Genomic DNA, 18,812 nt, shown 5'->3' on the forward strand with positions numbered 1-18,812 from the left:
TTTATTCGTAAAAGGCAAAATCTTTAACATTACCTTTCTTTTTTAATAAAGACGTTAAACTTTTTTTTACTCTAACCATCTCCTCATTAGTAACACTATGATTATCTGAACTAATCCTATAAATACGATTATCATAAGTTACCCATATCCAATTTATTGTATTGAATTTTATTTCTTTTTCTCTGTACTTTTTTAGATTATTAAAAACTGTGTGTGCATCGCTAATTTTATCAAAATCCCATTCTTCAATACTTATACACAAATCATTGTATTCTTGTTTTTCTTTTAACGATAAAACAGAAAGCGTTTTTAAACTTTTAACTTTTAAAAAAGACGTGTTTTCAAAACTTCGTGCTAATTCTTCTAAAAAAACTTTAGGATATTTTTTATAAATCTTTTTTTGAGATTCAGTAACCTCACAAAGATTAAAATCATCTTTTAGCTCCTTAAACAATTCATTAAGATAGCTATTGTCTTCTTTCAATTCAGAAAACACTGTATAATACTTGTTGTCTTTCTTTTGACCTAACGATGATGTACTTTTACATGCAAACAAGAAAAACAATAAGATATATATGTAACTATATGATTTTTGAAAAATCATTTATTAAGGTATTAGTTTTAGTATCGGTCTAGTAGCTTTTTTATAAATAACTTTTGCCAATTTATTCAAACTAACTTCTTCTTCACTACTACACTTTGTAATTTGCTTAATTAAAGTATTGAATCTTTCCCACTCTCCAACTCCACATATTTCAACACAACCTATTGAACCAAAACCCGCTAAAGGGTTAGCAGGACCTCTATGTATAAAAAAGCCTGAATAAACTCTCCAAGCCATTTCTCGCATTGTAGTTATATAACTCCACTGCAGTGTATATTCTTGATTATCTTGAAGACCTACAACATGCGCTGCTTTAAGTTTTGTACGTTTTACACCAAACCTAATAGCTTTAAATTCATGTGTTTTTTGAGTTTCAAGATTTTTTACATACACTTTATATAAAGGAACCTCATATCTTTTTTTATCAGGACGATAAGGATAACTAGTGATTCTAGCTAATCCTTCTTTTTCATTTGTAACAACTATCTCTACCTTTTTCATATAGCTTAGGTATTAAAAAAGGCAATGCCTAAGTTTAAAACTTAGGCATTGTTTTATATTAAGCTACTGGCCAACGATTGTCTAAGTTAGCGTTACCAATTAATAATTCTTCAGCTGAGAAAGTAACTGTTAATTTCATTGGAATTTCGTTGTTTACATCTAAATCTTCTTTGAAATAAACGATGTAAGCGTTTTTAAACTCCACTTCTTTCATTTTTGAATCTTCTTCTGTTTTCTTGAAAACAATTTTTCCATCTACAGACTTAAATTGGCTATTCACCATTGCCTCGATAACAGAAGTATCTGATGTAGATTCAATAGTTAAAGTAACTCTTCCTCCGTTTACACTTGAAGATGGTTTACCTTTTGTGTCTGTGTTTCTGTTTAAGCTGTACTCAGCTTGTAATACGTCGAATTCTTTTCCTGCGAATTCGAAACTTGCTCTAAATGATCCCATAGTTTCTTTTTTTTGGGTTGAATAATTAATTTAAAACACTTTTAGAGCTTTCTCAATAAAAAAAGAGAAAGCTTTAAACAATATAAAACCTTCTCTTTTTTTATTTTTTGGCGCCATTCTATAAGAAGAAAGAAGATAACAAATATTGCCTTGTGTCGTAACAAATATAAAACTAAATAACTAACTTCCAAACGTTTCATTTAAAAAAATAATTGTTTTTTAGTAATTTTAATATAAAAACTAGTTTTAAAGACATATTATTTTCCTCTATTTTTGCACTATGCAGCTCCCTAATAAACTTAATAAAAAACTCAATCAACGAAAAATAAATAACGCTTTAAGAAACCTCGGTAAAGAGAATTCTTTTGTCGATTTTTCTTCCAATGATTATTTAGGATTTGCTAAATCAGAGATGATCTTTGATAAAACACATCGGTTTTTAGTTGATAACAATCATAAGGTTAACGGAGCTACAGGATCTCGCTTACTTTCTGGAAATCACAAACTATATACAATAGTTGAAAAACAGCTAGCTAAACTTCATAATTCTGAAACTGCTTTAGTTTTCAACTCTGGTTACGATGCTAACATCGGTTTTTTTGCTTCGGTACCTCAACGTGGTGATATTATTTTATTTGATGAACTTATTCATGCTTCTATAAGAGATGGAATTCAATTATCTAATGCTAAATCTTTTAAGTTCAAACATAATGACACAAAAGATTTAGAAGAAAAAATACTTCGGTTTACTCAGAATAACGATTCAGAAATTTATGTGATTACCGAATCTATTTTTTCTATGGATGGAGACTCTCCTGACTTGACAGCAATGTCACAAATTATCAAAAAATATACAAATGTACATTTTGTTGTAGATGAAGCACATGCTTTGGGGGTATTTGATTTTGGGCTCATTCAAAAATTACATTTAGAAGATGTGGTTTTTGCCCGAATTATTACCTTCGGAAAAGGTTTAGGCTGTCATGGAGCAGCCATTTTGGGAAGCAAGCAACTACAACAGTATCTTATTAATTTTTCTCGTAGTTTTATTTACACTACTGGTTTACCGCCACATGCCCTAGCTACAATAAAAATTGCTTACGACGAATTAATTATTAGCGATTCTAAAGCACAACTTCAACAAAACATTCAACATTTTATTTCAGAATCCAATAGGTTGCGATTAAACTTCATTCAAAGTACTTCTGCCATTCATTGCTGTATTATCTCTGGCAATGAACATGTAAAAAATATGGCTTTGCAATTACAACAACATGGTTTTGAAGTAAAGCCTATTCTATCCCCTACCGTCCCTACAAACCAAGAACGATTACGTTTTTGTTTACACGCTTATAATTCTAAAGAAGAAATTACAAATGTTTTAGAGAACCTTGCTACTTTTGTTTAAAAAATACAATGCAAGATAATTATACCATTTTAGCTGTGTTTGAATACTCTACTGAAGCACAAGTTGTAAAGGCTAAATTAGATTCAGAAGATATTAGAACCATGTTAATGGATGAAAAAACAATTGATTCTGATCCTTTAATTAGTCAAGCCATTGGTGGAGTTAAGCTATTGGTACACAATAATGATTTAGAAAAAGCTGCTACTGTTTATAACGAAATAAGAACTTACGTAAAGGATGAAGAAGGAAACGACATTCATTGTCCAAAATGTAATTCTACAAAAATATTAGTTGCCGATTTACAACGTAAAAACATCTTTTTTATGCTCTTTCCTTTTTTTGAAAGTAAGAAATTCATCTGCAACGATTGTAAAACAATTTTTAAATGAAAAAATATTTTATCACAGGAATCTCTACAGAAGTAGGAAAAACCGTTGCTGCTGCTATTGTCACAGAAGCTTTGCAAGCAGATTATTGGAAACCTATTCAGTCAGGTGACCTAGAACATTCTGATACTCATAAGGTAGAAAAACTAATTTCTAACTCAATCACTGTTTTTCATCCAAACGCATATGCGCTACAAACACCAATGAGTCCACACGCATCCGCAGAAATTGATGGAGTGACTATTGAAATTGACAACATAAAAGAACCTTCGACTAAAAATAATTTAGTTATTGAAGGGGCTGGTGGATTGTTAGTCCCTCTTAATGATAAAAACACCTTGTTAGACATTATCAAACCTGATTATAAAGTTGTTGTTGTGTCTCGTCATTATTTGGGAAGTATCAATCACACCCTATTAACAGTTAACTTATTAAAAGAAAAAGGATTTGAAGTATCATTGATTTTTTCAGGAAACGAACATAAAACAACGGAAGACATTATCAAAAAAATGACAGATGTTCCTGTAATTGGACGAATTGAAGAAGAACCTTATTTCGATAAGAATGTGATTAAAGAATACGCTGAATTATTTAAAAGTAATTTATAAATGAAACCTGTTACCGCAAAACATCTTTGGTCTTTTCCTTTAATTTTTGGTTTTTTAGGAGGAGTTATAGGTCTGGTTTTGCGTTATGCTTTTACAGGAAGCATTGCTAACTTTCCCTTTAAGTTTGTATTGCACTCCCATTCTCACATTATGTTATTGGGTTTTGTTTTCAATGCTTTAATTCTACTCCTTTTTACAAGGTTTACGAATGGAATTGATAACACTTCTTATCGATTATATCTTGCTTTACAGGTTTGTGTTGCCATTTTGTTAGTAGGGTTTATTATCCAAGGGTATGCATTGGTTACTATTACATTCTCTACCTTACACTTGTGGATTAGTTACTGGTTGGTAATTAGACTATGGGAACGATTAATTGGTAAAAAATCAACTTTAACATTAATAAAAGTAGGAATTATCTTTCATTTTATTTCTTCCATTGGTCCGTATGCACTTGGACCTTTAATGGCAATGAAAATGCAAAGTTCCCCTTGGTATCAACAAGCTATTTTTTTCTACTTACACTTTCAGTATTTCGGTTCCTTTTTTCTTTGGATGCTTGCCATTCTTTTTCAAAGAACAACTGTTGAGCTATCAAAAAAACAAATCATCTTAATTATTAGTGCTCTTGTACTATTATATACACACTCATTAAAATATAGTTTTAATCATCTGGCTATTCAAATTATAGGAGGTATTGGCTCAATAATTTTGACACTATTTTTCCTAAAACTAAAGAAATCATTTTCAAAGCAAAAGCTTACATACCAATTGTTTTTTGGGATACTACTATTTATCGGAATTATGAATTGCTTTGGCAGTATTCCTTACTTTTCTAACTTAGTTATAACGAATAGGTTTATGCTCATAGCTTGGTTACATTTACTATTTTTAGGAATGTACCTGCCTTTTATTTGGATGGAATTGGAAACAAAACCCCATACAAGCACCTGGATTGTTTACACCTTTTTCTTACTCACTTCAGAAGCTTTTTTAGTTTTTCCTACATTTTTTTCTGAATTGTTTTCAACCTCAATTATGTGGCTATTGTTTATTGCCTATTTCGGAGTGGTTTTATGTATTTCTATTGTACATTTGACAGCTCTTTTTCAAAAGAACGAAACCTATGAACTTACAAGAACGCGATAAAAAACATTTATGGCATCCGCTAAAACAACATCAAACACACCCAAACAGTTTGGGTATTGTAAAAGCCAAAGGATGCATGCTAACCGACGAACACGGTAACGAATATATTGATGCTATTTCATCTTGGTATACCTGTATGTTTGGGCATTGTAATGATTACATTACAAGTCGCGTATATGAACAAATGCAAACATTAGATCAAATAATGTTTAGTGATTTCACCCACGAACCCGCCGTAAAATTATCAGAAGAATTGATTAAAATTCTTCCTGAAAATCAAAATAGAATCTTTTTTAATGATAATGGATCTACTGCTGTAGAAGCGGGAATTAAAATGGCTTTACAATACTATTTTAACAAAGGGGAAAAACGTAACACTTTTATTGCTTTTGAAGATGGTTTTCATGGAGATACCTTCGGAGCGATGTCTGTTTCTGGATTATCAGTATACAATGGCCCATTTGAAGATTTTTTAATGGACATTCAACGTATTCCTGTGCCAAACGGTGAAAATAATGAAACTATCGCACAAAAATTACAACAGATTATTTCAGAACATAATGTTGCCGGATTCATATACGAACCATTAGTACAAGGTGCGGCTGGAATGAAAATTCACAAAGCCGAAGATTTGAATAGTATCTTAGCTATTTGTAAAGAAAATGACGTGTTAACTATTGCTGATGAAGTAATGACTGGTTTCGGAAAAACAGGAAACCATTTTGCTTCTGATGAAATTGCTACCAAACCAGACATTATATGCTTAAGTAAAGCATTGACCGCTGGATTGGTTCCTATGTCAATTACTTCATGTACTGAAGAAATTTACACAGCTTTTTTAGATAATGATATTGCCAAAGGTTTTTTCCACTGCCATACCTATTCTGCAAATCCAATAGCTTGTAGTGCTGCATTGGCTAGTATTGAGTTATTACAAACCAAAGAGATTCAGGACAACATCCAATTTATTGAAAACTCTAATATCTCTTTTTCCGAAAAGATAGAAAATCACCCAAAAGTAAACACCACAAGATGTAAAGGTGTCATTTTAGCGATTGATTTAAACACCAATTCTGGTCGTTATGGAACGCTTCGAGACCAACTTTTAAAGTCTTTTATGGATGAAGGTGTTTTCTTACGTCCGTTAGGAAACACTATTTACATTCAACCACCTTACGTAATTACGAAAGAGCAACTTGAAAAAATATATACAACTATTGAAAAAGTTCTAGATAGACTCTAGAACTTTTTCCTTTTCTAATAAATTAATCTCTTCTTGAGTTTCTTTAATATGAACGTATAAATCTTCGTAAATCCATTCTCCATCTATCTTAATTCCTCTAACAATAAGAGTTCCTTCTCCTTTATCTCCTCTTATCGGAATAGAAAAATCTACATTTCCATCGTCATTGGTAAGAGAAATATTTCCTGATGGAATTCCATATTTTTCAATAGGTTGTCCCAAGTTTTCAATAACCAACTCGTTTTTAGATGCCTGCTCAATAGCATATTCAACAGGAGTAGAACTTGTCATTATTTTCGACACTCCAAAAAATGCTGCACCTACACCTAAAACAATTAATAAAATAAACCCTAAACATCCTGTTAATGGTATAAACCACAACCAATTTCTTCCAAACCAACTTTTTTGACGTTGCTCACTCATAACTTCAATAATTTTATCCCAAGATAAATATTTTTATTTTCTTTAGAATACTTGATTTTACTTTTATTTTTGCTGAAATTTTATCGTTTTGAAAGAACTTATCTCCATAACATCATTTGCATCTGTTTCAGCCTTGGGAAGCACTACTGAAAAAATTTGGAAAAACTACCTAAATAAGCAACATTTTTTAAGCTCTAAAGAGTTTGAAGATTCTAAAGCATGGGTAGCACAATTGACTGATGAGGATAAACATGCTATTGAGGAGGTTCAAAATTCAGATAATAAATATAAAAATTTAGATCCATCTGTTTTATACACGTTGTTTGTTGCTAGAAAAGCAATGGAACAAACAGACTGGAAATCTTCGGATAACTTTGGAATTAACATTGGTTCTTCTCGCGGTGCTACTTCTTTGTTTGAAAAATATCACAAAGAGTTTTTAGCTACAGGAAAATCATCTACCTTAAGTTCTCCAACTACCACTTTAGGGAATATTTCTTCTTGGATTGCGCATGATTTACAGAGTAACGGACCAGAAATCTCACATTCTATTACTTGTTCTACTGGCTTGCATTCGTTACTTAATGGTGTAGCTTGGTTACAATCGGGAATGTCAGAGAAATTTATGATTGGCGCTAGCGAAGCTTCACTAACTGATTTTACCATCGCTCAAATGCAGGCATTAAAAGTATATTCTAAAGAAAATGATGAATATCCATGTAAGGCTTTTGACCTCAACAAAACCAAAAACACCATGGTATTGGGAGAAGGTGCTTCTGTATTTTGTTTAGAGAGTGGAAGTAAAGAAAATGCTATCGCTTTTATTGAAGGGGTTGGATATGCTACTGAAGTTTTGAAACACAATACTTCTGTAACAACAGATGCAGAATGTTTTCAAAAATCAATGAAAATGGCTTTAGGAACAATTTCTCCAGATGAAATTGACGCTATTGTAATGCATGCTCCTGGAACTATTAAAGGAGATCAATCGGAAATTAATGCGATTCAAAAAGTATTTTCTAACAAAGTACCTTTTTTAACTACCAATAAATGGAAAATCGGTCATACGTTTGGTGCTTCTGGCTTGTTAAGTTTAGAATTAGCCGTACTAATGCTACAACACCAACAAGTTATTGAAGTTCCCTTTGCTGAACCTCAACACACTCCAAAAAAACTCAATAAAATACTGGTAAACGCTGTTGGTTTTGGAGGAAATGCGGTTTCTATTTTAATCACAACGAAGAACACTTAAAAACAATCGATAAGAGAGATTCTCTTGACAAAGAAAAATAAGAGTCATAAAATTCCGCTTTCGAAGCGGAATTTTTTATTTTTACCACCACAAACAACTCGAATTTATGACTGAAATTAGACACGATTGGACGAAAGAGGAAATTCTAGAAGTATACAATAAGCCTTTAATGGAGCTTTTGTACGAGGCTTCAACTATGCATAGAAAATATCACGACCCAAATACAGTACAGGTAAGTACCTTAATTTCTATAAAAACTGGTGGGTGTTCTGAGGACTGTGGGTATTGTCCGCAGGCAGCACGTTATCATACCAATGTTGAGGGAAATGATTTGATGACTGTAAACCAAGTTAAGGCACAAGCTTTACGTGCCAAAGAAGGTGGATCATCAAGAGTTTGTATGGGTGCAGCTTGGAGAAACGTAAAAGACGGACCAGAATTTGACCAAGTGTTAGAAATGGTACGTACTATTAACAAACTAGACATGGAGGTTTGCTGTACCTTAGGTATGGTTACCGAAAATCAAGCAAAACGTTTAGCGGAAGCTGGTTTGTATGCTTATAACCACAATATTGATACTTCAGAAGATTATTACGATGATGTAATTTCTACACGTGCTTTTAAAGATAGAGTAGACACTATTGAAAATGTACGTAAAACAAATATAACTGTTTGCTCAGGAGGTATTATTGGTATGGGAGAATCTTTAGAAGACAGAGCTGGAATGCTTGAAACTTTAACTCGCTTCTCTCCACACCCAGAATCTGTACCTATCAATGCATTAGTTGCAGTTGAGGGAACTCCGTTAGAAGAGCAACCTCCTGTAAACATTTTTGAAATGGTTCGTATGGTAGCTACTGCTCGTATTGTATTACCAGATTCACAAGTACGTTTATCAGCAGGTAGAACTCAAATGAGTAGAGAAGGTCAAGCAATGTGTTTCTTTGCTGGTGCAAACTCAATTTTTGCAGGAGACAAATTATTAACTACTCCAAATCCTGATATTAATGAAGACATGAAAATGTTTGAAGATTTAGGTTTAAATACACAAAAGCCTTTCTTTAAGCATGAACAAAGAGAATCTGTTGAAGCAGAAAACTCACAATACCAATCGTTAGGTGAAAAACCAAAATGGACAAGACCAGACCATAAAATTGAGCGTAACGAACAAAAGAAGCAAGAGGCTAAAGAAATAAGAGCCTAACATCAAATAAGAAATAACCGTTGAATTAAATTTAACGGTTATTTTTTTATCATTTTCACAAACAGCTCCATACCTTTTCTTCCTCCTGATGAATTGTAACAAGGTTCCATACTTCCTGTAAAATAGGGTGCGAAGTATTTTTCATATTCATTTTTATTCCCTCCAAAAGGTGGATGGTCTTCATTTAGTACTGCATCAAACAGCAAACCAACTAGTTTACCTTTATTAGTTAGTAATTCATGTGCTTTTTGTGCATACTTTAGTCTTAACCCTGGATTGATAGCGCAGAAAAAAGTCTGTTCTATAATCAAATCAAAAGTGCCTTTTAATTCAAAAAAATCAGCATGAATTAAATTTTCCTTTGGGAAGTTAGGAACTCTTTTTTGAATTCTTTTTAACGGTGTTGAAGCAATATCTACTACAAAAACATTTTTAAATCCTTTATTAAATAAACACTCCGCCTCGTATGAGTTTCCTCCTCCAGGTATTAAAACCTGAATACTTTTATCTTCTAATTGATCAACATATTCTTTTAACGGGTTGGATATCTTTCCTAAATCCCATCCTGTTTTATTATGTAAGTACTTATTATTCCAAAATGTTTCTGACAACTCTATCATTTCTTCTTACTTTTATTTTTACAAATTTAAAAATAAAGCTTCTTTAATTTAACTACTGTTAAGAGGATAACTTAATATCAAAAAAAGCGATGCTTAAACATCGCTTTTTTTACTAGAAGTCAAACCCTATATAAAATTGCCAGACTCTATTTTTGGGTTTGTCTTCTTCATAAATATCATTCAATCCTAGATGGTACCTTACTCCTAAACTTACTCCACTATTTGTTTTAAAACCTCCACCAAAATTTAATCCCCAATCAAAATTTCTAGGATCAAACTCTTTTGAGGTATCATACAGAATAAAGCCACTATCAAAGGTTTCTTTATGTGCTATTGAAAGTCCTATTTGAGGTCCTGCCTCTAAAAAAAAGTTTTCAGAAGGATACAGTTTTACCATTAAAGGAAGATTTATATAATCTAGCTCTTGCTTATAAGTACCTCCTCCATCTATAATTTTATACCCTTGTTGTGAGTATAATAGTTCCAATTGAAGTGAAACACTATTTCCTATAAATGACTCTCCATAAAAACCTATATGAAATCCATGTAGCTGCTCTGTTTCCGAATCTCCATTAAAACTCACTGCAGACAAGTTATATCCTCCTTTAATACCAGCTTTGGACTTTTTACTACTATCTTGTGCAACTATAGATGCACTAATCATTGTTATAAATACTATTACTAACTGAATTTTTTTCATCTTTTATTGATTTAATTTTACGATCTACTTTCCACCATTAGCTTGTAAATCTGCTATACATTGGCTATCTAATGTTGGAATTTTATTTGATGAGAATACGTTTCCAATACCATGACTAGTTTCTGCTGCCCAATACATTAAACAACTTTCTTCGTTACAATGTTTTGGATGATCTGCATCTTCATGGTCTGTTTGTAAAGGGGTTCCTAAATTTGTAAGTCCTAAAATATGTCCGAATTCATGATGGATTACACTAGACTCTAATAAGCTTCTTTCTGGCTCAAATGTTCCATTACTTAGTTCTCTAATAGTTTCTTCAAAAATTACAAACGATGTATTATAATATGCAGTGCCTAAAACAAAAGAAGAATCGGAATCTTTTGAAGATTTACCATTTATAAACAATGCCCAAACCGTTATGGTATTTTGTGTGTTATAATAAGTTCTATGCTCGTTTTCAATCGTTACAATATCATTGATTGTATATACTTCTTTTCCTATAGTAGGTATTGATTTCGTATATAATTCTACACCGTTTGGTTTGAAAGTTCTTTCTTTAATAAAGTTTTTAAAGTTATTCTTTGCCTCTTCAGTTGGTTCAAATCCTTCAACATAAGCTAACTCTACAATCATTTTTTTATAAACATTGTCTGATAATAACTCATTTGCTGATGCTCCCGTAGGTTTTCTATTCTCTTTTGCAACCTCAACACCATCATTAATTATTGGTTCACTTTCTTTGGAACATCCCCAAATCAAAACACTGAATAGTAAAACTGTAAAAAACTTTTTTCTCATTATTCTTTCTTTATCTTACTTACGTAATTTGAATATCATTGGTTTTTTAAAACTTTAGGCTACTACTAGCGTAGCCATAAAGTTCCAAAATCAACTAGCTTAAAAGATTTTTTCTTTATATCTTTTTAAATGTTAATGTTATTGAAGTATCTGTTGTACTTTGTAATGTAAGTAAAGTGCTTGTATAAGTAGTTACAACCCATTCATTACCTAAAGCGCTTACAACAGTTCCAGCTTCAAACTCAACTTCTAAAAGGACTCTTGTATCTGATTCTACATCATATTCTCCTTCGATATTTTCTAAAGTTGTGTTTACTATATTTCTTGCTATTAATTTCCCTTCATTTGTAAATTCTATAGTATATGCAGCATATTCGTCAGCTTTTTCCACTCCTGCCTGAATAAAGCTTTCTACCTTAAATTTAGCTTTACTGATAATGGTTTCTAACTCGTCGGCTGCTACTTCTGCTGCTTCCTCTTCTTCTTCATAAGAGGTACACTCTTCAATAGCGTCTTCAAATTCAGAATCACTATTAACTTTCACAGAACTGCCGTTATTTAAAGTTATAGTTATTGGATACTTAACAGAGAATAATTCGCTTGAATCTAAGCTATCTACAAAGTTGTACAACTGTTTTTCCGATTCGATTACAACAGTACCTGTTTGTTCTAAATTAACATCATAAGTGAGCATTGATATTGGATATTCTATTTTTGCACAAGAGATAGCATCCTCCATTTCATCTGATGCTTCATCACATTTTCTATTTAATTCTTCCAATTCTGTTTGCGAAGTTATAGTTACTTCTGTATAGTTATTTAACTTTACTGTTATTGGAAAATTAAAAACTACGGTATCATCATCATCATTAAACTCATCCATTATTTCAAGAACTAAACTATAGTCTAATTCATTTATAATAGTCACTTCTTTACCGTTTATAGTTGCTGTTATTGGAAACAATAACTCAGCACATGAATTTCCATCCAAAAAATCATCTTCTGATCCATCGTTCATACCTGTTCTTTTATACTTCTTTGCCGTTTCAGAAGTTGGGGTATTTGCATTTGGATTTGTACCTACTTGTTCATTTTCTTCTGATTGACATGAGGTAAAAATTGTCAAAGTAGCTAATGCAAGTATGGTTATTAATTTTATCGTTTTCATCTTAATAAATTTTAATTTTTTAAACATTTGTTTTTTGAGCTCTTTCTGTCCTTTAGAAAACTATAAATCGTTTTACCCTACCTTTGTTTTCGATTTTTTTTCTATTTTAACTTTATAAAAGCATTCATATGACTAAAAAATCACTGTGTAATGAGGAAGACTTTAACGAGTTTTATAAGACTAATATTCAATTCGTTACCAACTTCTCATCTTATAAATCTAACGATAAAGATACTGCCCTAGATTTAATACAAGAAGCTTTTTTAAAAATGTGGGAAAAATGTTCAGAAATATCATATGAAAAGGCAAAATCGTACTTATTTACTAGTGTAAACAACCTTTTTTTAAACAAATTAAAGCATGAAAAAGTTGTTTTAAACTATGCTAAAAGCGCTCCGTATTTGGATATAAATAATCAAAGTCCGGAATATTTATTAGAAGAAGAAGAGTTTAAAAACAAACTAAAAAATGCTATTGAAAATTTAACAGAGGCTGAACGAGAGGTTTTTTTAATGAATAGAATAGACGGTAAAAAATATCGAGAAATTGCTGAGTTACTAAATATCTCGCAAAAAGCTGTTGAAAAAAGGATGTCTTCAGCATTAAAAAAATTGAGATCAAAAATAGAATTATTGTAAGGGTAGGGAAATTTACTTCTTTATTGTCTAAAAGTTAGTTAAGCACAAAATGAAAGATGAACAATACATATTAAAATGGTTAAACGGAGAAATCTCCGATGAAGAACTGTTTCTATTAAAACAAGATAAAAACTTTAAAAATCTTGAAAAAATAGCGCATTATTCTTCTCACATAGAAACTCCTAAAGTGGATATTGAAAAGGCTTTTAAAGAATTTGAATTGAAAAAAGCTACTACTAAAAAAAGTAAGGTTGTTCCATTAAACTACAAGAACTTTTATAAATATGCTGCCGCAGTTATTGTTTTACTAGTTTCTTCTTATTTCTTACTTTTCAATAATTCAGTAAACTTTAGTACGCAATATGCAGAAACAAAAACCTTTAACTTACCAGATGAATCTGAAGTGATTTTAAATGCAAATTCCACGGTATCTTTCAACAAAAAGGATTGGAAAAATAGTAGAGATATACAACTTAAGGGAGAAGCTTTTTTTAAAGTCAAAAAAGGAAAATCTTTTACCGTAAATACTTCTATTGGAAAAGTTACTGTTTTAGGAACCCAATTTAACGTTAAAGGAAGAAAGAATTATTTTGAAGTAAAAACTTACGAAGGTTTAGTTAGTGTAGACTATAACAACTCATTAATTAAATTAGCTAAGGGAAAAATATTTAAAGTTGTAAATGGTGAAATTGACACTTTAAATACTTTTAATATTAATAATAAATCTTGGTTACAAGATGAGTCTAATTTTAAAAGTACTCCTTTACAATTTGTATTAGACGACTTACAAAACCAATATGGTTATGTTATAAAAACTAAGGATGTTAATTTAGAACAGCTTTATACTGGTGGTTTTACCCATAAAGACATAAATGTAGCTTTGCAAGCAGTTACAATTCCTTTACAATTATCATATAAAATAGAAGAAAAAAGCATTACTATTTACAAGAATGGTCAATAAAAAAACTACTTTTTTATTTCTCTTCCTATTTTCCTTTGCTATCAAAGCACAGGACATTATTACCAAAAATTTACTGAAAGATGTCTTGGTTGAAATTGAAAAAAAACATCAGGTAACTTTTACGTATTCCGATAAGGATTTAGAAAGTGTATACATTGACAAACCTGATGATAGCTTATCATTATCTGAAACTATAAACTACTTAGAATCTGTTACTATCTTTAATTTTAAAATTTTAGATAATCGGTTTATTACTGTATCGTACTTAAAAAAGAAAATTCCTATTTGTGGAACAATAGTAAACAGTAATACACTTGAACCATTGGTTTTAGCTACCATCTTAGTTAATAATACTAGTAATGGAACTACATCTAATACTAACGGTGAATTCAACATCAACTCAGTTCCTGCAAATGCAAACATTACTATTTCTTACATTGGATACAAACCTATTATACTACCAGCCAAAGATTTATTCTCTCAAAACTTGTGTAAAGAAATATATCTAGAAAGTTTGTCAGAAGAGTTATCAGAAGTAATTATTCCTAACTTTTTAACTACTGGCCTCCAAAAGAACATCGATGGAGGTACCGTTTTAAAAACTAAAAATTTCGGAATTCTTCCAGGGTTAATAGAACCAGACATTTTAAAAACGATTAAAGTACTTCCTGGTGTAGAAAGTGTGAATGAAAGTGTATCGAACATTAATGTACGAGGTGGAACAAACGATCAAAACTTAATGCTTTGGGATGGAATTAAGATGTACCACACGAGTCATTTTTTTGGTTTAATTTCTGCATATAATCCATATTTAACAGAAAAAGCTACAGTGACCAAAAATGGTACTAGTACAAAGTTTAGCGATGGTGTTTCCAGTACCGTCAACATGCAAACCAACAACAAAATTACTAACACATTCTCTGGAGGTGCTGGTTTTAATTTGCTAAGTGCAGACGCTTTTTTACAGGCTCCTATAACTAAAAAACTCGAAATTCATGCTTCAGCAAGGAGGTCTTATACCGATTTTTTTGATACCCCAACCTACGACAAATATTTTAGTAGAAGCTTTCAAGAAAACTCTATAGCTTCCAATAAAGAAAGTGAAGCCTCTACTGATTTCTACTTCTATGATTACTCTTTTAAAGTGTTATATGACATCAATAAAAATCATTCATTAAGAGCTAATTTAATAAGTATAAAAAACAACTTAGAATACACAGAAGAATATACAAACAATGGTTCAACAGTAGAAGAAAACAGTAATTTAAAACAAGAGAATCTTGGAGCTAATATTAGTTGGAATGCCAATTGGTCACCCAAATTTTCTACAGAACTCTCTACTTTTATTTCTGATTATACAATAAATTCATCAGACTTTAACAGAGAAACTGATCAATTTCAAACTCAATTTAACAAGGTTTTAGAGTCTGAAATTAGGCTTATTACTAATCATCATTTTTCAGATGTTTTTCAACTTACAAACGGTGCTGTTTTTAATGAAATAGGTGTTTCTAACAAAACAACAGTTAATGCTCCTACATTTTCTAAATCTGTAAAAGAAGTTTTACTTAAATCTGCTCTTTTTTCTGAGGTAGTTTATCGTAAGAATAACACTTATGCTAGAGTAGGTTTTCGTGCTAATTATTTTCATGATTTTAATAAACTTATCATAGAACCAAGAATTAACTTAAGACAACAACTTTATAATAGTCTATTTTTAAAATTAGAAGGAGAGTTTAAAAATCAAACAACTGCACAGAAGATAGATTTTCAAGACAACTTTTTAGGTATAGAAAAAAGAAGATGGATTTTGGCTGACAATGATAAAACGCCTATTATTAAAAGTAAACAAGTATCTTTTGGAGCAGAGTATTCAAAAAATAACTTACAAATAGATCTTACTGGTTTTTATAAATTTGTTGATGGTATAACTGTTGCCAATCAAGGTTTTTATAACAATGTTCAAACACTAAATTCTATAGGAAACTATAAGGTAAAAGGTATTGAATTTTTAATTAATAAAAGAACTAAAAAACTTAGTAGTTGGTTAAGCTACTCCTTTACGGAAAATAATTATACATTTGAAACTTTTACTCCTGATACTTTTCCTAGTAGTTTAGATATCACACACTCTTTTAGTAGTGCCATTAACTATAACAATACCAATAATTTTAAGCTCTCTTTAGGTGCTATTCTACGTTCGGGAACCCCATACACAAAACCTGTAAAAGACAATGAAACCATTCAAGACGGTAATAGAGTTATTGTAAATTATGATACTCCAAATAAAGAAAGGCATTCTAATTTCTTCAGAATTAATGCTTCTGGAAGCTATAACTTTAATTTCACAAAAAATCTAAAATCAACTATAAGAGTTGGTTTCACTAATATTAGCAACAGAAAAAATATAATAAACACCTATTATATTGTTGATGAAAATAATACAGATAATGTAAAAGAAATAAATACGTATTCTTTACCATTCACCCCCAACCTTAGCTTTAGAATTAACTTCTAAGATTATTAATTATAAACTTCATTTAATTTTTAACATTATTCACTTCAAAAAACATCGTAACATTTTCTTAACTTTGCTCCTCTAAAAATTGAATGTATGGGATTACAGTTGCAACAAATAGACAGAGTAGAAACCATTACTAAAGAAGACTTTATTAAAAATTACTTCAAGCCTCAAAAACCTGTGGTTATTGAGCGTTTTATTGAAGATTGGCCAGCTTATAATAAATGGTCTTTAGATTATATGAAGCAGATAGCAGGAGATAAGACTGTTCCGTTATATGATGACAGGCCTGTAGATTATAAAGATGGTTTTAATGAACCTCACGCAACAATGAAAATGAGTGAATATGTAGATTTACTAAAACGCGAACCTACTAAGTTTAGAATTTTCTTATGGAATATTTTAAAGGAAGTACCTCAGTTACAAAAAGATTTTACCTTTCCTGATTTTGGTTTACGTTTAATGAAAGGCTTACCAATGCTGTTTTTTGGTGGGCGTGATTCGTATACATTCATGCATTATGATATTGATTTAGCCAATATCTTTCACTTTCATTTTGAAGGGAAAAAGAAATGTATTTTGTTTGATCAAAAGCAAAATAAATTCCTGTATAAGATTCCTCACTCATTAATAACCCGTGAAGATATTGATTTTAACGAACCAGATTTTGAAAAATGGCCTGCGCTTAAAAATGCCAAAGGACATGTTGCAGAACTTGAGCACGGGAACGTTTTGTATATGCCTGAAGGATATTGGCATTATATGCGTTATGTAACACCTGGTTTTTCAATGAGTTTACGTGCTATTGCTCGTAATCCTAAAAACTTAGGAAAAGCTATTTATAATGTTTTTGTTATGCGTACTATAGATAATATTATGCGCCGTATTAAAGGACAAAAATGGATTGATTGGAAAAATGAGCAAGCTATAATTAGAACAAATAAAGCTAATAAGATTGTATAAATCTCTTATAAACTATGTAAACTTTTACAAGCGTTTATCTATATATATCAATTTAGTTTTACAAAAAATTTATTGAAGAGTTATTTCTACAGCTTAAATACTCTAAAAATGATATTTTTAGTAAAAATCATAAAACTTACTTAAAAAAATAGAAACATAGACATCAAGAGGCCTTAATAGCTTCACTACATCTTTTTATACTTACTCGTATTTAAATAGTTCCAAATTGAATGTTATTGTGTTTTTTATTGTATTGGATGTTATTTGGTTAAACACACCTTGATATTTTGTCATCCCAAAACTTAATTAAAAAAACTTAAAGAGAGCCTTAAAGGAATAATCTCTCATTTTTCACAAATGATGTAGTAATAAGAAAATCTAAGCTGTTAATAAAACACTAAAAACAATGTTTAACGTATTATACGCTGTGGAACTAAACTAAGTAAGTTAACTAACCATTATGCCTATTTAAACAACCCTTTAAAAGGGCTATAAAGCAATTTTAACGACTTCTTTTTATTGGCCCTGTAAAATCGTCAATATTATCTTTTACTTCGTTTACTTCTCTATTTATATCTTTAACAAAGTCTGTATCTATACCTTGTTTTTTGGCACTGTCATTAATCTCTCTTTTTATATCATTCGTAGCGTCTTTAATTTGACGCATACCCTTTCCTAACCCTCTGGCTATTTCAGGAATTTTATCTGCACCAAATAACATAACCACTATTAATAAGATTACAAAAATCTCAGGTCCACCAATAAATAAAAATATTCCATTCATTACTGCAAAGATAATTAATTTAAGCTTCTTATATTTTTTTGAATTAAAAAAAAGCAACCAAAACTTGGTTGCTTTTAATTGTATAATGATAAAAGTAATTTTTTAGTCTGCTAAAATAATTACTTTATTATCTTTCATTTCAATAGTACCAGATTTTATTTTCATAATTAAAATCTTATCATCTTCTGGTAGTCTTTCTATACTTCCATGTAAATCATCAAAAACTAGGTGCTCTTGAGTATGGACGTGCACTTTAATTTTACCTTGACTTAAAATAGATACTACTGGTGCGTGGTTATCTAATATTTGGAACTCTCCATTTATACCCGGAACTGCTACAGAATCAACTTCTGATGAAAATAAGATAGCTTCTGGTGTTACAATTTCTAAATACATATTTTAATGCTTTAGGCTTTAAGCTTTT

The 18,812-nt window shown here is 30.8% G+C and carries 21 protein-coding genes; 11 read left to right on the forward strand and 10 right to left on the reverse strand.

The window, feature by feature from the left end; translation table 11 throughout:
- Position 1: 1 nt before the first annotated feature.
- The 3 genes from AC3VJB_RS10970 to tssD are packed head-to-tail and all read right to left on the reverse strand — an operon-like array spanning position 2 to position 1,562.
- Entirely contained in the window at positions 2-604 is a 603-nt protein-coding gene (locus AC3VJB_RS10970) for a hypothetical protein (protein ID WP_125064422.1), read from the reverse strand.
- Positions 605-607: 3 nt separating this feature from the next.
- Positions 608-1,105, reverse strand: a complete 498-nt coding sequence (locus tag AC3VJB_RS10975; RefSeq protein WP_047790808.1) for a hypothetical protein — start codon at positions 1,103-1,105, stop codon at positions 608-610.
- A 58-nt stretch (positions 1,106-1,163) separates the two neighbouring features.
- Positions 1,164-1,562, reverse strand: coding sequence for a type VI secretion system tube protein TssD (gene tssD, locus AC3VJB_RS10980; protein ID WP_073182189.1), 399 nt, complete (start codon positions 1,560-1,562; stop codon positions 1,164-1,166).
- 280 nt (positions 1,563-1,842) lie between these two features.
- Between tssD and AC3VJB_RS10985 the strand changes: the two genes are divergently transcribed.
- The 5 genes from AC3VJB_RS10985 to bioA are packed head-to-tail and all read left to right on the forward strand — an operon-like array spanning position 1,843 to position 6,356.
- Positions 1,843-2,970: an aminotransferase class I/II-fold pyridoxal phosphate-dependent enzyme gene (locus AC3VJB_RS10985; protein WP_173358904.1), complete on the forward strand. Its 1,128-nt coding sequence runs from the start codon at positions 1,843-1,845 to the stop codon at positions 2,968-2,970.
- A gap of 8 nt (positions 2,971-2,978) precedes the next feature.
- Positions 2,979-3,359: a putative signal transducing protein gene (locus AC3VJB_RS10990; RefSeq protein WP_047790664.1), complete on the forward strand. Its 381-nt coding sequence runs from the start codon at positions 2,979-2,981 to the stop codon at positions 3,357-3,359.
- On the forward strand, positions 3,356-3,964 hold the full coding sequence (gene bioD / locus AC3VJB_RS10995) for a dethiobiotin synthase (RefSeq protein WP_437823422.1): 609 nt from the start codon (positions 3,356-3,358) through the stop codon (positions 3,962-3,964). The genes AC3VJB_RS10990 and bioD overlap by 4 nt, the downstream gene beginning before the upstream one ends.
- Complete coding sequence (locus AC3VJB_RS11000) at positions 3,965-5,113, forward strand: hypothetical protein (RefSeq protein ID WP_437823424.1); 1,149 nt, start codon at positions 3,965-3,967, stop codon at positions 5,111-5,113.
- A complete protein-coding gene (gene bioA, locus AC3VJB_RS11005) occupies positions 5,091-6,356 on the forward strand; it encodes an adenosylmethionine--8-amino-7-oxononanoate transaminase (RefSeq protein WP_497667140.1) in 1,266 nt (421 codons plus the stop codon). Before AC3VJB_RS11000 ends, bioA begins: the two co-directional genes overlap by 23 nt.
- Here the strand turns inward: bioA and AC3VJB_RS11010 are convergent.
- On the reverse strand, positions 6,342-6,779 hold the full coding sequence (locus AC3VJB_RS11010) for a cytochrome c oxidase assembly factor Coa1 family protein (protein WP_497667141.1): 438 nt from the start codon (positions 6,777-6,779) through the stop codon (positions 6,342-6,344). The two genes, bioA and AC3VJB_RS11010, sit on opposite strands and share 15 nt — an antisense overlap.
- 88 nt (positions 6,780-6,867) lie before the next feature.
- Here AC3VJB_RS11010 and AC3VJB_RS11015 point away from each other — a divergent pair, with 88 nt between their 5' ends.
- Positions 6,868-8,031: a beta-ketoacyl synthase N-terminal-like domain-containing protein gene (locus tag AC3VJB_RS11015; protein ID WP_073182194.1), complete on the forward strand. Its 1,164-nt coding sequence runs from the start codon at positions 6,868-6,870 to the stop codon at positions 8,029-8,031.
- Positions 8,032-8,137: 106 nt separating this feature from the next.
- Positions 8,138-9,235 (forward strand): biotin synthase BioB, encoded by a 1,098-nt coding sequence (gene bioB / locus AC3VJB_RS11020; RefSeq protein WP_497667142.1) that lies wholly within the window; start codon positions 8,138-8,140, stop codon positions 9,233-9,235.
- Between the two features lie 38 nt (positions 9,236-9,273).
- Here bioB and AC3VJB_RS11025 read toward each other — a convergent pair whose 3' ends face one another.
- The 4 genes from AC3VJB_RS11025 to AC3VJB_RS11040 form a co-directional block, all read right to left on the reverse strand.
- Positions 9,274-9,855, reverse strand: coding sequence for a class I SAM-dependent methyltransferase (locus AC3VJB_RS11025; RefSeq protein ID WP_125064421.1), 582 nt, complete (start codon positions 9,853-9,855; stop codon positions 9,274-9,276).
- A gap of 112 nt (positions 9,856-9,967) precedes the next feature.
- Complete coding sequence (locus AC3VJB_RS11030) at positions 9,968-10,555, reverse strand: porin family protein (protein ID WP_497667143.1); 588 nt, start codon at positions 10,553-10,555, stop codon at positions 9,968-9,970.
- Between the two features lie 24 nt (positions 10,556-10,579).
- On the reverse strand, positions 10,580-11,353 hold the full coding sequence (locus AC3VJB_RS11035; protein ID WP_073182197.1) for a membrane metalloprotease: 774 nt from the start codon (positions 11,351-11,353) through the stop codon (positions 10,580-10,582).
- Positions 11,354-11,468: 115 nt separating this feature from the next.
- The gene (locus AC3VJB_RS11040; RefSeq protein ID WP_159610950.1) at positions 11,469-12,521 is read right to left on the reverse strand and encodes a hypothetical protein; all 1,053 of its coding nucleotides are present in this window, start codon (positions 12,519-12,521) and stop codon (positions 11,469-11,471) included.
- A 128-nt stretch (positions 12,522-12,649) separates the two neighbouring features.
- On the opposite strand from AC3VJB_RS11040, the gene AC3VJB_RS11045 reads away from it, so the two are divergent.
- The 4 genes from AC3VJB_RS11045 to AC3VJB_RS11060 all read left to right on the forward strand — a co-directional run bounded on the left by AC3VJB_RS11045 (position 12,650) and on the right by AC3VJB_RS11060 (position 17,604).
- Entirely contained in the window at positions 12,650-13,159 is a 510-nt protein-coding gene (locus AC3VJB_RS11045) for an RNA polymerase sigma factor (RefSeq protein ID WP_167712850.1), read from the forward strand.
- A gap of 49 nt (positions 13,160-13,208) precedes the next feature.
- Positions 13,209-14,120, forward strand: coding sequence for a FecR family protein (locus AC3VJB_RS11050; RefSeq protein ID WP_437823439.1), 912 nt, complete (start codon positions 13,209-13,211; stop codon positions 14,118-14,120).
- The gene (locus AC3VJB_RS11055; RefSeq protein WP_437823441.1) at positions 14,110-16,638 is read left to right on the forward strand and encodes a TonB-dependent receptor; all 2,529 of its coding nucleotides are present in this window, start codon (positions 14,110-14,112) and stop codon (positions 16,636-16,638) included. The genes AC3VJB_RS11050 and AC3VJB_RS11055 overlap by 11 nt, the downstream gene beginning before the upstream one ends.
- A gap of 96 nt (positions 16,639-16,734) precedes the next feature.
- Positions 16,735-17,604: a cupin-like domain-containing protein gene (locus AC3VJB_RS11060; RefSeq protein ID WP_073182200.1), complete on the forward strand. Its 870-nt coding sequence runs from the start codon at positions 16,735-16,737 to the stop codon at positions 17,602-17,604.
- 502 nt (positions 17,605-18,106) lie between these two features.
- On the opposite strand, the gene AC3VJB_RS11065 is transcribed toward AC3VJB_RS11060, so the two are convergent.
- Together AC3VJB_RS11065 and AC3VJB_RS11070 are read right to left on the reverse strand one after the other, a co-directional pair.
- Complete coding sequence (locus tag AC3VJB_RS11065) at positions 18,107-18,388, reverse strand: Sec-independent protein translocase subunit TatA/TatB (protein ID WP_047790677.1); 282 nt, start codon at positions 18,386-18,388, stop codon at positions 18,107-18,109.
- 102 nt (positions 18,389-18,490) lie between these two features.
- Positions 18,491-18,784 carry a F0F1 ATP synthase subunit delta/epsilon gene (locus tag AC3VJB_RS11070; RefSeq protein WP_047790678.1) on the reverse strand — a complete coding sequence of 98 codons (294 nt, stop codon included), beginning with the start codon at positions 18,782-18,784 and terminating at the stop codon, positions 18,491-18,493.
- Between the last annotated feature and the right edge of the window lie 28 nt (positions 18,785-18,812).

The organism is Tenacibaculum sp. TB-53, from assembly GCF_059716285.2.

Coding starts and splice junctions, on each gene's coding strand:
- AC3VJB_RS10970 (WP_125064422.1), bottom strand. CDS start 604: ATGATTTTTCAAAAATCATATAGTTACATATATATCTTATTGTTTTTC.
- AC3VJB_RS10975 (WP_047790808.1), bottom strand. CDS start 1,105: ATGAAAAAGGTAGAGATAGTTGTTACAAATGAAAAAGAAGGATTAGCT.
- tssD (WP_073182189.1), bottom strand. CDS start 1,562: ATGGGATCATTTAGAGCAAGTTTCGAATTCGCAGGAAAAGAATTCGAC.
- AC3VJB_RS10985 (WP_173358904.1), top strand. CDS start 1,843: ATGCAGCTCCCTAATAAACTTAATAAAAAACTCAATCAACGAAAAATA.
- AC3VJB_RS10990 (WP_047790664.1), top strand. CDS start 2,979: ATGCAAGATAATTATACCATTTTAGCTGTGTTTGAATACTCTACTGAA.
- bioD (WP_437823422.1), top strand. CDS start 3,356: ATGAAAAAATATTTTATCACAGGAATCTCTACAGAAGTAGGAAAAACC.
- AC3VJB_RS11000 (WP_437823424.1), top strand. CDS start 3,965: ATGAAACCTGTTACCGCAAAACATCTTTGGTCTTTTCCTTTAATTTTT.
- bioA (WP_497667140.1), top strand. CDS start 5,091: ATGAACTTACAAGAACGCGATAAAAAACATTTATGGCATCCGCTAAAA.
- AC3VJB_RS11010 (WP_497667141.1), bottom strand. CDS start 6,779: ATGAGTGAGCAACGTCAAAAAAGTTGGTTTGGAAGAAATTGGTTGTGG.
- bioB (WP_497667142.1), top strand. CDS start 8,138: ATGACTGAAATTAGACACGATTGGACGAAAGAGGAAATTCTAGAAGTA.
- AC3VJB_RS11025 (WP_125064421.1), bottom strand. CDS start 9,855: ATGATAGAGTTGTCAGAAACATTTTGGAATAATAAGTACTTACATAAT.
- AC3VJB_RS11030 (WP_497667143.1), bottom strand. CDS start 10,555: ATGAAAAAAATTCAGTTAGTAATAGTATTTATAACAATGATTAGTGCA.
- AC3VJB_RS11035 (WP_073182197.1), bottom strand. CDS start 11,353: ATGAGAAAAAAGTTTTTTACAGTTTTACTATTCAGTGTTTTGATTTGG.
- AC3VJB_RS11040 (WP_159610950.1), bottom strand. CDS start 12,521: ATGAAAACGATAAAATTAATAACCATACTTGCATTAGCTACTTTGACA.
- AC3VJB_RS11045 (WP_167712850.1), top strand. CDS start 12,650: ATGACTAAAAAATCACTGTGTAATGAGGAAGACTTTAACGAGTTTTAT.
- AC3VJB_RS11050 (WP_437823439.1), top strand. CDS start 13,209: ATGAAAGATGAACAATACATATTAAAATGGTTAAACGGAGAAATCTCC.
- AC3VJB_RS11055 (WP_437823441.1), top strand. CDS start 14,110: ATGGTCAATAAAAAAACTACTTTTTTATTTCTCTTCCTATTTTCCTTT.
- AC3VJB_RS11060 (WP_073182200.1), top strand. CDS start 16,735: ATGGGATTACAGTTGCAACAAATAGACAGAGTAGAAACCATTACTAAA.
- AC3VJB_RS11065 (WP_047790677.1), bottom strand. CDS start 18,388: ATGAATGGAATATTTTTATTTATTGGTGGACCTGAGATTTTTGTAATC.
- AC3VJB_RS11070 (WP_047790678.1), bottom strand. CDS start 18,784: ATGTATTTAGAAATTGTAACACCAGAAGCTATCTTATTTTCATCAGAA.